The organism is Vibrio marisflavi CECT 7928 (assembly GCF_921294215.1).
GTDB lineage: Bacteria > Pseudomonadota > Gammaproteobacteria > Enterobacterales > Vibrionaceae > Vibrio > Vibrio marisflavi.
The window spans coordinates 2,728,776-2,741,628 of record NZ_CAKLDM010000002.1 but is presented as its reverse complement, the minus strand read 5'-3'; the positions used below and the strand labels follow the sequence as shown (position 1 = coordinate 2,741,628).

Annotated in this window: 10 protein-coding genes; 2 read left to right on the top strand and 8 right to left on the bottom strand. The window is 45.5% G+C overall.

Annotated features, from left to right (window positions below; translation table 11 throughout):
• Nucleotides 1-133: 133 nt before the first annotated feature.
• The 5 genes from ilvA to ilvG are packed head-to-tail and all read right to left on the bottom strand — an operon-like array spanning nucleotide 134 to nucleotide 6,422.
• A complete protein-coding gene (ilvA, locus tag L7A31_RS19350; RefSeq protein WP_237363380.1) occupies nucleotides 134-1,663 on the bottom strand; it encodes a threonine ammonia-lyase, biosynthetic in 1,530 nt (509 codons plus the stop codon).
• Between the two features lies 1 nt (nucleotide 1,664).
• Nucleotides 1,665-3,506 (bottom strand): dihydroxy-acid dehydratase, encoded by a 1,842-nt coding sequence (gene ilvD, locus L7A31_RS19345; RefSeq protein WP_237363379.1) that lies wholly within the window; start codon nucleotides 3,504-3,506, stop codon nucleotides 1,665-1,667.
• 14 nt (nucleotides 3,507-3,520) lie between these two features.
• On the bottom strand, nucleotides 3,521-4,468 hold the full coding sequence (gene ilvE / locus L7A31_RS19340; protein WP_237363378.1) for a branched-chain-amino-acid transaminase: 948 nt from the start codon (nucleotides 4,466-4,468) through the stop codon (nucleotides 3,521-3,523).
• 13 nt (nucleotides 4,469-4,481) lie between these two features.
• Nucleotides 4,482-4,766, bottom strand: a complete 285-nt coding sequence (gene ilvM, locus L7A31_RS19335) for an acetolactate synthase 2 small subunit (RefSeq protein WP_237363377.1) — start codon at nucleotides 4,764-4,766, stop codon at nucleotides 4,482-4,484.
• Nucleotides 4,767-4,775: 9 nt separating this feature from the next.
• Nucleotides 4,776-6,422, bottom strand: coding sequence for an acetolactate synthase 2 catalytic subunit (gene ilvG / locus L7A31_RS19330; protein WP_237363376.1), 1,647 nt, complete (start codon nucleotides 6,420-6,422; stop codon nucleotides 4,776-4,778).
• A gap of 491 nt (nucleotides 6,423-6,913) precedes the next feature.
• On the opposite strand from ilvG, the gene L7A31_RS19325 reads away from it, so the two are divergent.
• Both L7A31_RS19325 and yihG read left to right on the top strand, forming a co-directional pair.
• Nucleotides 6,914-8,443 (top strand): YifB family Mg chelatase-like AAA ATPase, encoded by a 1,530-nt coding sequence (locus L7A31_RS19325; RefSeq protein ID WP_237363375.1) that lies wholly within the window; start codon nucleotides 6,914-6,916, stop codon nucleotides 8,441-8,443.
• 199 nt (nucleotides 8,444-8,642) lie between these two features.
• Nucleotides 8,643-9,515, top strand: coding sequence for a 1-acylglycerol-3-phosphate O-acyltransferase, YihG family (gene yihG, locus L7A31_RS19320; RefSeq protein WP_237363374.1), 873 nt, complete (start codon nucleotides 8,643-8,645; stop codon nucleotides 9,513-9,515).
• 70 nt (nucleotides 9,516-9,585) lie between these two features.
• On the opposite strand, the gene L7A31_RS19315 is transcribed toward yihG, so the two are convergent.
• The 3 genes from L7A31_RS19315 to ccoG are packed head-to-tail and all read right to left on the bottom strand — an operon-like array spanning nucleotide 9,586 to nucleotide 12,718.
• Nucleotides 9,586-10,212 carry a thiol:disulfide interchange protein DsbA/DsbL gene (locus tag L7A31_RS19315; RefSeq protein ID WP_237363373.1) on the bottom strand — a complete coding sequence of 209 codons (627 nt, stop codon included), beginning with the start codon at nucleotides 10,210-10,212 and terminating at the stop codon, nucleotides 9,586-9,588.
• A gap of 32 nt (nucleotides 10,213-10,244) precedes the next feature.
• Entirely contained in the window at nucleotides 10,245-11,231 is a 987-nt protein-coding gene (locus L7A31_RS19310; protein ID WP_237363372.1) for a serine/threonine protein kinase, read from the bottom strand.
• A 56-nt stretch (nucleotides 11,232-11,287) separates the two neighbouring features.
• On the bottom strand, nucleotides 11,288-12,718 hold the full coding sequence (gene ccoG / locus L7A31_RS19305) for a cytochrome c oxidase accessory protein CcoG (RefSeq protein ID WP_237363371.1): 1,431 nt from the start codon (nucleotides 12,716-12,718) through the stop codon (nucleotides 11,288-11,290).
• Nucleotides 12,719-12,853: the final 135 nt, after the last annotated feature.

Genomic DNA, 12,853 nt, shown 5'->3' with positions numbered 1-12,853 from the left:
GGTTAAAGTAAGCTCAGTCTATGTTCTTTTTGTCTATGAAAAAAATGAAACTTTAGCATACGGTTAATGATTTTTATGCATAGATTCTAGCTGGGCAAAAGAGTGGCTAGCATTACGCTAGCCATTGCTTAGTTTACGAGAGAAAAAACTTATAAGATGGGTTGTCTGTCTCATCTTTACACTGATAGCCCAGCTCTCTTAGATGGGCAGAAAAACGAGTTAAGTCAGAGTCTTGCAATTCAAATCCACACAAAACTCTTCCGTAATCAGCGCCATGATTACGATAGTTGAATAAACTGATGTTCCAATGGGTGCCCAAGGTGCTCAAAAACTTCAATAGTGCACCCGGGTATTCCGGGAACTCGAAGCTATAAAGACGTTCTTGTAAAGGCTTCGACGGTTTGCCGCCAATCATGTAGCGAATATGCAGTTTAGCCATTTCATCATCGGACAGGTCGACAACAGGATAGCCGCCATCGCGTAAGTCGTTAATGATATTGTCTAGCTCAGCTTGGCCTTCTTGTAGGCGAACACCGACAAAAATATTAGCGAGCTTATCGTCGTTGTAGCGGTAGTTAAACTCCGTTACTGCTCGTCCGCCGATGAGATTGCAAAACTCAAAGAACGCTCCTTGACGTTCAGGTATTGTGACAGCGAGTAAACCTTCACGCTTTTCACCCAGCTCCGAACGTTCCGAAACATAACGTAGACCATGGAAGTTGGTATTCGCACCAGATAGAACTGTACCGAGTTTCTTGTCTTTAAGGTTGTGTTGCTCGACGTACTTTTTCAAGCCAGCTAAAGCGAGTGCGCCAGAGGGCTCGGCTATCGCTCGGGTATCTTCAAAGATATCTTTTACCGCAGAGCAGATTTCATCGCTGGTCACTGAGATGTGGTCATCAATATACTCTTGGCAAAGGCGGAAAGTTTCACTGCCTATTTGCTTAACAGCCACACCATCAGCAAACATGCTGATCTGATCAAGCACCACAGGCTTACCCGCATCTAAAGCGGCTTTCAGACAAGAAGAGTCTTCTGGCTCAACAGCGATGACCTTAACTTCAGGCATTAGCTGTTTGACGAGTACTGCGACACCCGCCGCTAATCCACCGCCGCCAACAGGGACGAAAATGCAGTCTAAGTGGCCATTCTGTTGCAGCATTTCCATGCCGATAGTACCTTGCCCTGCAATGACCAAGGGATGGTCGAAAGGGGGAACAAAGGTATAGCCATACTCATTGGATAAACGTTCAGCTTCGGCTTTCGCTTCATCAAAGTTATTGCCGTGCAGGACCACTTTTCCACCAAAACCTTTGACCGCTTCTACCTTGATATCAGGGGTGGTTTTGGGCATTACAATGGTGGTTTTGATGCCAAGCTTGCTGCCTGACAGAGCCATTCCTTGTGCGTGGTTACCTGCGGAAGCAGCAATGACACCAGCATTTTTTTGCTGTTCGGTTAAATTTGACACCATGTTGTAGGCGCCGCGCAATTTAAAGGAGTGGACGGGTTGGCGGTCTTCACGTTTGAGCTGAACGTGGTTGCCGATGCGCTTGGATAGTCTTGGCATGTCTTGAAGTGGCGTAACATTTGCCACTTCATAAACGGGGGCTCGGAGTATTTGGCGCAGATAATCTGCGCCAGTTTGGTTGGTCAACGTCATACTAGTCCTCAAGCATAGATTTATCTCTTACTGCACCTTTGTCGGCGCTGGTTGCCATGCTTGCGTATGCTTTCAAAGCGAAAGAAACTTCACGTTGTCTATCGACTGGTTTCCATCCTTGGGCATTTTTTGCATCATAGCGAGCTTTAAGTTCCTCTTCACTCACATCCAGAGTGATTGATCGGTTTGGAATATCGATAGTGATGCTATCGCCTGCTTCCACAAGACCAATCGTACCTCCATTAGCTGCTTCTGGGGATACATGGCCAATTGAAAGGCCTGAAGTACCACCAGAGAAGCGTCCATCGGTAAGCAGCGCACATTCTTTACCAAGCCCCATAGATTTAAGGTAAGTGGTTGGGTAGAGCATTTCTTGCATGCCCGGGCCACCTTTTGGACCTTCGTAACGAATGACAACTACGTCACCAGCTTTCACCTTTCCGTTAAGAATGCCTTCAACGGCATCTTCTTGGCTCTCAAATACCACGGCTGGTCCTTGGAATTTAAGAATGCTTTCATCAACGCCTGCAGTTTTAACTATACAGCCATCCAGCGCGATGTTGCCGCTGAGAACTGCGAGGCCGCCATCCTGGCTAAATGCGTGGGACTTCTCACGAATACAGCCTTCTTGACGATCGTCATCAAGCGTGTCCCAACGACACTCTTGTGAAAAAGCCTGTGTAGTGCGAATTCCAGCAGGACCTGCGCGGTAAAAGTCTTTCACTTCATTTGAGTTAGTTTGCTTGATGTCATACTCAGCGAGCTGTTGCTCAAGTGTCATGCCAAGCACTGTGCTTACTTGATTGTTGAGCAGTCCTGCGCGGTTTAGCTCGCCTAAGATACCCATAACGCCACCAGCGCGGTGTACATCTTCCATGTGATATTTCTGAGTGGAAGGAGCGACTTTGCAAAGATGCGGTACTTGGCGAGACATGCGATCGATATCGCTCATGTCAAAGCTCACTTCACCTTCTTGAGCTGCCGCTAATAGGTGAAGAACCGTATTGGTTGAGCCACCCATGGCGATATCAAGTGCCATAGCATTTTCAAACGCTGATTTGTTAGCAATATTGCGTGGCAGGGCGGTTGCATCATCTTGCTCATAGTAACGTTTAGTGAGCTCTACAATGCGTTTGCCTGCATTAACGAAAAGTTGTTTGCGGTCTGCATGCGTTGCAAGCATCGAGCCGTTGCCCGGCTGAGAAAGGCCAAGAGCTTCTGTTAGGCAGTTCATCGAGTTAGCGGTAAACATGCCAGAGCAGCTACCACAGGTTGGACAAGCGGAACGTTCGACTTGCTCACTCTGCTCATCCGAAACGGTCGGATCGGCGCTTTGCATCATTGCATCGACTAAATCGAGCTTGATTATTTGATCAGAAAGCTTGGTTTTACCTGCTTCCATTGGTCCGCCAGAGACAAAAATAACCGGAATATTTAGGCGCATTGAAGCCATCAGCATTCCTGGAGTGATTTTGTCACAGTTGGAGATACATACCATCGCGTCTGCACAGTGAGCATTAACCATGTACTCAACAGAGTCAGCGATGAGCTCACGTGAAGGCAGAGAATACAGCATTCCGCCGTGGCCCATCGCGATACCATCATCGACAGCGATGGTGTTGAACTCTTTTGCGATGCCGCCTGCGGCTTCAATTTCCTTGGCAACCAATTGGCCTAAGTCTTTTAGGTGAACGTGGCCGGGAACAAATTGAGTGAAAGAGTTGACGACGGCAATGATCGGCTTGCCAAAATCTTCATCTTTTACGCCGGTAGCTCGCCATAAAGCGCGAGCCCCTGCCATGTTACGACCGTGTGTTGTGGTTGCTGAACGATACTTCGGCATTTTATTTTTTTCCTTTATTTTTGTGGTGCTTGGTCTGGGTAGACATAATCTAGCCAGCCCCACTTATCTTCTGTGGTTCCGTTGAATAGACCGAAGTAAGCTGCTTGCAGCTCTTCGGTGATTGGTCCACGTTTGCCCGAACCAACTTCAATCTTGTCTACGCTGCGTACAGGAACGATTTCTGCTGCAGTGCCTGTCATGAATATTTCGTCTGCGAGATAAAGTGCTTCACGTGCAATGTTGGCTTCTTGTACTTGGTAGCCTCTGTCTTTAGCCAGCACCATGATAGAGTCGCGAGTAATGCCCGGCAGAATAGCGCTGGTAGCTGGTGGGGTTGTAAGAACGCCATCTTTAATGACAAAGATGTTTTCACCCGCACCCTCTGATAAATAGCCATCAACGCTTAGCGCGATACCTTCATCATAACCGTGGCGACGAGCTTCTCCACCCACAAGAAGAGAAGACAGGTAATTCCCACCTGCTTTTGCTGCTGTTGGGATGGTATTTGGCGCAGCTCGATTCCAGCTTGAAATCATAGCGTCAACACCGTTTTCTAGGGCTTCCTCACCTAGGTAAGCACCCCATGGGAACGCAGCAATGATGACATCCATTTCTGTATCCACTGGTGGGCATACACCAAGGCCGACATTACCAACAAAGCCAAGTGGGCGAATATACGCAGACGTTAGTTTATTAACGCGAAGAGTTTCTCTCGTTGCTTCCATAATTTCTTCGACAGAATATGGAATTGGGAATCGATAAATTTTAGCGGAATTGTGCAAACGCTTAGCATGCTCTTGATGGCGGAAAACGATAGGCCCATTTGGTGTGTCATAACACCTGACACCTTCAAAGACTGAAGTACCATAGTGCATCGCATGGGTGAGGACGTGGACGTTTGCTTCTTCCCAAGGAACCATTTCACCGTTGAACCAGATGTAGTCTGCAGTTTTCTTAGCCATTTATCGTTTTCCTTTATGCGCAAATATTTTGTTGGAGGTTGTTGTTAGGTAGTTCGTTGCTATTGATTGCAGTTACTTCGACAGTGCGAACGTCCCAAAGTTTTTCAATTTGATTAGTCAAAAATGAAATTGGGCGATCGCTGTCGACAATGATCTCTACACTAGCGACTTTGCTTTCATGATTTTGTGTTGCAGCTATCTGTTTGATAATAAATCCACGATGACGAATAACACGTAGGATTCGCTCAACCAGTACGGGCTTGTCTTGTGCTTTGATGTCTACTAAATATCTATCCACCGGTCTCTCCTAAGTATTTTCTAACATGTCATTGTTTGAGGCACCAGGTGGCACCAAAGGCCAGACGTTTTCTTCTTCATCAATGAGAACGTGCAACATGTACGAGGTCTTACTTTCAAGCATCTCTTTTAGTGCTGGTTCTACTTCTTCTTTCTTGGTAATGGTTTTACCCGGAATATCGAACGCTTTCGCTAAAGTGACGAAATCTGGGTTGTCATCCAAGATAGTTTCGCTATGGCGGCCATCAAAGAACAATGATTGCCACTGACGAACCATGCCAAGACGTTGATTATTCAACAATACGATTTTTACTGGTATTTGACGACGCTTTAAAGTACCTAATTCTTGAACATTCATCATGAATGATCCGTCACCAGTAATCAGAATGGATTGGTCATCTGGTCGGCCAACGGCTGCGCCCATCGCTGCAGGCAGGCCAAAACCCATGGTTCCAAGCCCAGCGGAGGTGATGAAATTTTGTGGCTCTCTTGGTTGAATGTGCTGCGCTGCCCACATTTGGTGCTGGCCAACATCGGTAGATACGATACTGGTATCGGGCATCATGTCGGAAAGTTGTTTCAACAATAAAGGTGCGAAGATGAGCTCGCCAGGATGATCATAACGCCATTTGAACGCAGTGCGTAGGCTTTCACAGTGATGCACCCAAGGTGAGATGTCATGGTTCATCTCTAACTTAGGAAGAATGGTGTTGATGTCACCACGAAGTGGCGCGTGAGCGTGGCGCAGTTTGTTGATTTCTGCAGCATCGATATCAATATGGATAACCTTCGCGTTTGGAGCGAAAGTATCTAATTTACCAGTCACACGGTCGTCAAATCGAGCTCCGACAACAACAAGAAGATCGCTTTCTTGCACTACTAAGTTAGCCGCTTTTGTGCCATGCATGCCGAGCATGCCTAAGTAGTGAGGGTCGTGACGCTTTATAGTACCCAAACCTTTAAGCGTACTAACACAAGGCATCGGATTGATGCGTAGAAACTCTCGCACAGATTCCGTGGCATGCGCTAACTGTACGCCGCCACCCACATAAAGTACCGGGCGTGAACTTTCAGTTAGTAGCTGCTGTGCATTGGCAAATTCTTCCGAGCTGGGAACGGGCATCTCTGGAGCATCGAACGGAGGCAGGAATGAGTCTGGCACTTCAGCGAGCTGAACATCTTTCGCGATGTCGACGATGACAGGTCCGGGACGTCCCGTTTGAGCTACTTCAAATGCTTCGGCTAATGTGGGAGCAAGCTCATTGATATCTGTCACTAGGTAGCTGTGTTTGGTACAGGATAGGGACATGCCGATAACGTCCATTTCTTGAAAAGCATCCGTACCGATATGAGAAGTGGCGACTTGGCCAGTGATTGCTACGAGGGGAATTGAGTCTAAGAATGCGTCGGCAAGGCCGGTGACAAGGTTGGTGGCTCCGGGGCCTGAAGTGGCCATACATACACCAACTTCTTTTGTCGCTCTAGCCATACCAATTGCTGCCATGGCAGCTCCTTGTTCATGCCGACATAAGATATGGTCGACTTCAGCATCGTAAAGTGCGTCGTATATCGGCATGATTGCGCCACCAGGATAACCAAAAACGGTTTTGATTCCTTTTTGCTTCAGCGCTGCAACGACAAGTTCGGCTCCTTTCATTGGAATGCTCCTCTCTGTCGCGCTGGTTTATCGCAGTTTCTGCGGTTGTTCGATGTCATGTGTGCTCCCGTTCTTCCTGCTTATCTGATTATAGTTGTATTATTTTTAACCAGACGTTGCACTTGTTTTTCTTAAATTTAGTTGTAAAAAAACCCCCGAACTTTTCAGTGCGGGGGTTTTTGCAATTGTGTGGGTTATCTTTCGCCCACTCGCCCCCGCGCGGTGTCAATAATGACCACGATAATCAGGATAACGAGAGTGTTAATGCGAGCGATTAAGTTCATCTGTGTTCTATTACTAACTTCAATTTAAGTACCAAACCCTTTGTGTCCTTAGTGGTAACATACATTTCCGTTAATTGACAAGCAAAACTTCATTCTTTTTTCATCATCAGCATGCAATTGGCTGAGTTATATAAATAACTTTGATGGTGACAAGTGAGTTTAGCGCCATCGGTTGGTTTTAACTTTTTGCATCTGAAGGGGCAGAACATGGCGCTAGCGATCATAAATAGCCGAGCATGTGTCGGCGTAGAGTCGCCACCGGTAACGGTTGAGGTACACATTAGCAATGGCATGCCTGGTTTTTGTTTGGTTGGTTTGCCAGAGACAACGGTCAAGGAATCGCGCGATAGAGTGCGCAGTGCAATTATCAACTCCCGTTTTGAGTTTCCGGCAAAACGAATTACCGTCAACCTAGCGCCTGCCGATTTGCCAAAAGAAGGCGGTCGTTTTGATTTGCCGATCGCGCTGGGCATTTTGATGGCCTCAGAACAAATTCCTTCCACAACAATTGAAGATAAAGAGTTTATCGGTGAACTTGCTCTGTCTGGTGAATTACGCCCTGTTAAGGGTGTTCTGCCAGCGGCACTGGCTGCGAATGTTGTACAACGAAGCTTAGTGGTTCCCCATCAAGATGGCGATCAAGCTGCATTGGTAGGAAGAGCCCAGCATAAATCTGCTCAGTCCTTGCTAGAAGTGTGTGCTGACTTGTGTGGTCAAGAGTCTTTGAGCTTATACGAAAGCAAAAAAAGTACCCATACATCGACCCAGAAGAGAGATCTGCAAGATATTATTGGCCAGCAGCAAGGAAAAAGGGCGCTAGAGATAGCTGCCGCGGGCAGTCACAACTTGTTATTTCTGGGCCCACCCGGTACAGGAAAAACCATGCTAGCCTCTAGAATGTGTGACTTACTGCCTGAAATGAGTGATGCTGAGGCGTTAGAAACCGCTTCGATAGCCTCGTTAACTCAGCAAGAGATTAATCATCACAACTGGAAACATCGACCATTTCGCTCTCCGCATCACTCTAGTTCAATGGCCGCTTTGGTTGGTGGAGGAACAGTGCCAAGGCCGGGAGAAATCTCCCTAGCTCACAACGGTTTGCTTTTCTTAGATGAACTGCCTGAATTTGAAAGGAAAGTACTCGATTCGCTTCGTCAGCCGTTAGAGTCTGGCGAAATTATTATTTCCCGTGCACAAGGAAAAACGCGCTTTCCTGCCCGCTTTCAATTGGTCGGCGCACTTAACCCTAGCCCAACTGGTTACTATGAGGGTAATCAAGCGCGAGCCAACCCACAAAGCATGTTGCGCTACTTGAGCCGCTTATCTGGGCCACTATTAGATCGATTTGATATGTCGATAGAAATCCCAGCTCTGCCCAAGGGCACTCTCTCTGAAGGAGGAGAAAGAGGTGAGGCAACTGCGATAGTAAAACAAAGGGTTGAACAAGCCAGAGAAGTGATGCTTAGTCGTAATGGTTTTGCCAATGCATTATTGGGCAGCCGTGAGATAGATGAGTATTGCACTTTAGAGAAGGTTGATGCTGAGTTCTTGGAAAATGCACTGCACCGGCTTGGTTTATCAATACGTGCGTATCACCGAATAATTAAGGTGGCGAGGACGATCGCTGATTTAGAGGGGATGACAAATATTTCTCGCAAACATCTTTCTGAAGCGTTGGGGTATCGAGCGATGGACAGACTGCTGCAACGACTGACGGAGAACTCAATAGTGAGTTAAACATACTCTAATACCCAACTTATCAATTTATTCAGCCTGTTATTCCAATGTGTTTGAGGAATTGTATAATGTCGAGCTGATTTTTCAGCCTAATCCTAGACTCAAGTTACTTGAAGCACTCATCTCAAGCCTTGTGGGGATATGGCCAGTAAATGGCTCAAATGGACTTATCACTTCTTAATCACTGTTGTTATTAAATATGTTGGCTTATCTACTACTTGTACTTAACATTTTCTTAGTCATTCTGAATTCAGCTTTTTGCTCGACAATTATTTGTATTATTGCGCTGTTTAAACTGGTGCTTCCTACTGCTTCGCTCAAAGCACTGGCAACTCGCTTAGCGAACAAAGCTATGTGGCTTTGGGCGACTATAAACGCGTGGATTTTATCCGCTTCGAATCGAGTGGAGTGGGATATAGAAGGTGGAGAAGATTTAAAGAAAGATGGTTGGTATTTAATGATCAGCAACCATTTGAGTTGGACTGATATTGTAGTTCTTTGCTGCGTTTTCAAAGATAAAGTACCGATGCCTAAGTTTTTCTTAAAGCAGCAACTGCTCTATGTTCCTTTTATTGGCATGGCTTGCTGGGCTTTGGATATGCCGTTCATGCGTCGCTACTCCAGAGAGTACTTGATTCGTCATCCAGAAAAGCGTGGACAAGATTTACAGACGACCCGCCGCTCCTGTGCCAAGTTCAAACACACACCAACGACCGTAGTTAACTATGTTGAAGGTACACGTTTTTGTCATAGTAAAAAGAAAAGAAATGGCTACGAGCATCTACTGCAACCAAAATCTGGCGGTATTGCGTATACATTGGCTGCGATGGGCGATCAGTTTGATAGTATTGTTGATGTGACATTGGCTTACCCTGAAAACTTGGACAAACCGTTTAAAGATATGCTGATGGGTCGAATGACCAAAATCGTTGTTAGGAGTCGCACTTTGCCAGTAAATGAAGAAGTGCAAGGTGACTATTTCAATGACAAGCCTTATAAGCGTCAGTTTCAGCAGTGGCTGTCAAATGTATGGCAGGAAAAAGATGAACTGTTAAAAGAGATACATAAGTAAAGTTCTATAGGTTTATAAAGAAGGGGAAGCATTGCTTCCCCTTCTTTATGCAAGACCGGATGGTGTCGATTTAGCTTTTTTTCGCTGGTTGACCTGGGTTGTCTTTCAATAGGTATTTAACTAGTTCAATATACTCTTGTATCGACGTAATAGATTGTGTTTTAACAATGTATTTGTTGTTGACGATAACAGTTGGGACACCAGTGATGCCAGCGTCCTTGAAGTCTTTGTCGTAGCGACGCACCATGGAATCGACAGCGAAGCTGTTGAACACAGAATCAAACTGATCAGCGCTAACACCTGCATTGACAAAGATGTTGCGCAGGTCATCGATATTTTGTGGTGGCTTTCTTTGCTCTTGGATCTGATTGAACATGATTGGCACTAGTTTTTTCTGAACATCAAGCTGAACCATTGTCGCGTAAGCTTTGCTCATGTTCTCACCCATAGAGCCACCCATGAACGAAACGTGTTCTTTTTTGAAAATTACGTCTTTTGGCAGTTCACTTTGTAGCTGTTCAATTACAGGTTCAAATGCAAAGCAGTGTGGGCAATAAAATGAGAAAAACTCAGTAACAGTCGGCTTTTGAGATAAAGGCAGTTTCAGAGTGGTGTAGTTGACACCCTCTTTAAATTGGGCTGCATAAGCAGACACACTCAGCAGTAGGGTCGCAGCAAGTGCAAACAGCTTTTTCATTATAAACTCCATTCTATGTTGTAATCGGTGCTCTACCATTGAGGTGAAAGCGAAAGTGGTGGCTCACCTAAAGCCGCTATTTGTTCTTTAAATGACAATACTTGGCTTTCCCAATATTTTGCATCAGCAAACCAAGGAAATGCGATTGGAAAGGCGGGGTCATTCCATCTTTTCGCAAGCCATGCCATATAATGTACCATTCTCAGACCACGCAATGGCTCAATGAGTTTCAATTCCGTGGGGTTAAATTGATAAAACTCTTCGTACGCTTCCAAAATAGTATCTAGCTGAGCCAGTTTATCGTGCTTTTCACCGTTTAGGAGCATCCAAATATCTTGAATTGCGGGGCCATTTCGTGAGTCATCTAAATCGACAAACATTGGGCCATCACGCCACAGTATATTGCCTGGGTGGCAGTCCCCATGAAGACGAATCACAGTGTGTTGCTCTGTCCACTGCTCACTAAGCTCTTTGATTAATAAATCTAAATCACTAAAAAATGCGTTTTCTAGATGAGTCGGGATGAACAACGAGTTTTGCAATAAATCTCTTGGCTGGTAGAGGTATTCATCTAACCCAATGGTTGGTCGATGACTAAAAGGCCTTGCACTTCCTACTTTATGAATGCGCCCTAAAAAGCGGCCGACGCCTTCTAGTTGATCAAAGTTATCGACTTCGAACTGTCTGCCACCAACACTTTCAAACAAAGCGAACATGTAACCTTGATAGTGGTGCAGCGATTCACCGTTAATTTTGATTGGCGGCGCAACAGGAACATCGGCTTCCATTAGATCAAAAGTAAATGAGTGTTCTTCTAATATTTGCTCTTGGCTCCAGCGCTGTGGTCGATAAAACTTCACCACGTACCTTTTTCGTTCTTCATCAGTAAACTGATAAACACGGTTTTCATAGCTGTTAAGTGCTAGAAGCCCAGATTCTGCTCTAATGCCGATACTCTCTAACGCATACCACATAAAGTCAGGCGTTAGGGCATCAAAATTAAACGCTTGCTGTGTCATAACTAATAGGGTTCATTGCTGAACCCAGATCCTTCGTTGTGCCACTGCTGCCGGGGCTAAAGCTTTTCAATGAATCGGCTCTCGACTTCAATAGCAAAATTATTACTGTCGGACAGTATAAACTGAATCTTTGAAACTGGTGAATCGAGTTTTTCTGGGTCTACTCCAAGTGTCATTGGTAAGCTAAGTACTTCACCTGGCTGCACCCAAACTTGTTTTTTGCCATACCATGATGCTTGCTCTAGCCCTTTTACGCTCAGTTGATATTGCTGAGGCTTTTGGGTTTTGTTGAGGATTTTGAGTACGTAAGTATTTTCAACCTCACCAGAGGTGTTAACCCGATAGAGCTGGCTTCTATCTCTTAGAACCGATAGCCCCATTGGTTCAACCATATTGAGTTGGACAAAGAATAGACCCACCATGATGAGCATGACTAAACCATAACCAATCAACTTGGGCCTGAAAATGGTAGTGGAATGCCCAGACAGTTTATGTTCGGTGGTGTAGTTTATTAAGCCTTTTTTGTAGCCCATTCTATCCATGGTGTTGTCACAAGCATCGATACAAGCTCCGCAGTTGATGCATTCATATTGCAGTCCTTGGCGAATATCAATCCCAGTTGGACATACTTGAACACACAAATCGCAGTCAATACAGTCGCCGAGTCCGAGCTTTGCGGGATCTGCTTTTCTAGATCGTGGGCCCCGCTGTTCTCCGCGTTTGGTGTCATAGCCCACAATGAATGTGTCTTTGTCGAACATAGCGGACTGGAAGCGGGCGTAAGGGCACATATGAATACACATAATTGAGCGCATCCAACCTGCGTTTCCATAGGTACAAGCTGCAAAAAACAGTACCCAAAATGCAGGCCAAAAACTTAGGTTTAGTGTCAAGCTATCTATAACCAACGACTTGATCGGCACAAAATAGCCGACGAACGTGAGCCCGGTTGCTAATGCGATGGCCCACCAGGCGATGTGCTTGAGTGTTTTCCTATAGATGAGCTGTGATGTGAGTGGTTGAGAGTCCTGTTTTCGGCGCTTATTCGCATTGCCTTCTAGTTTTTCTTCAAACCAAATATACATAAAGGTCCAAACGGTTTGCGGGCATAGATAACCGCACCAAACTCGACCTAAAAATGTGGTTAGGAAGAACAGGCCAAAAGCAGCAACGACAAAGAGTAGAGCGAGCAAAGTAAGATCTTGAGGATATAGCGTGGTACCAAAAAAGTTAAATCGTTGGTTACCGATATCAAGCAATATCGCTTGATGCCCATCGAAATTTAACCAAGGTGTTAAGGCAAATAGTGCTAGGAAAAACCAACCACCATATTGGCGCAACTTTTGAAACGTACCTTTACTCTCTCGTACATAAATGCGATTGCTTGGATTGAATCGGTCGCTATTTTGTGTGGCTTTATTATTCGATGATTGCGTTTTTTTAGCCTTGGCAGAGATATCCTTGACGTCAATCTTATCTTGACTCATATGAAGGTCCTTCTTCAGACGCTAGCCCAATACGTAAATAGAGCTGTGATGAGCTAGCGAATTTCGCTCACGTAAGCGGTAGTTTAATCAGTTGATACGTACGTGTCCTTTTGTGCGATCATAAATTGAGCGTTA

What these genes read in the sequence shown, in the direction of transcription:
- ilvA (WP_237363380.1), bottom strand. Translation starts at nt 1,663, where the DNA reads ATGACGTTGACCAACCAAACTGGCGCAGATTATCTGCGCCAAATACTC.
- ilvD (WP_237363379.1), bottom strand. Translation starts at nt 3,506, where the DNA reads ATGCCGAAGTATCGTTCAGCAACCACAACACACGGTCGTAACATGGCA.
- ilvE (WP_237363378.1), bottom strand. Translation starts at nt 4,468, where the DNA reads ATGGCTAAGAAAACTGCAGACTACATCTGGTTCAACGGTGAAATGGTT.
- ilvG (WP_237363376.1), bottom strand. Translation starts at nt 6,422, where the DNA reads ATGAAAGGAGCCGAACTTGTCGTTGCAGCGCTGAAGCAAAAAGGAATC.
- L7A31_RS19325 (WP_237363375.1), top strand. Translation starts at nt 6,914, where the DNA reads ATGGCGCTAGCGATCATAAATAGCCGAGCATGTGTCGGCGTAGAGTCG.
- yihG (WP_237363374.1), top strand. Translation starts at nt 8,643, where the DNA reads ATGTTGGCTTATCTACTACTTGTACTTAACATTTTCTTAGTCATTCTG.
- L7A31_RS19315 (WP_237363373.1), bottom strand. Translation starts at nt 10,212, where the DNA reads ATGAAAAAGCTGTTTGCACTTGCTGCGACCCTACTGCTGAGTGTGTCT.
- L7A31_RS19310 (WP_237363372.1), bottom strand. Translation starts at nt 11,231, where the DNA reads ATGACACAGCAAGCGTTTAATTTTGATGCCCTAACGCCTGACTTTATG.
- ccoG (WP_237363371.1), bottom strand. Translation starts at nt 12,718, where the DNA reads ATGAGTCAAGATAAGATTGACGTCAAGGATATCTCTGCCAAGGCTAAA.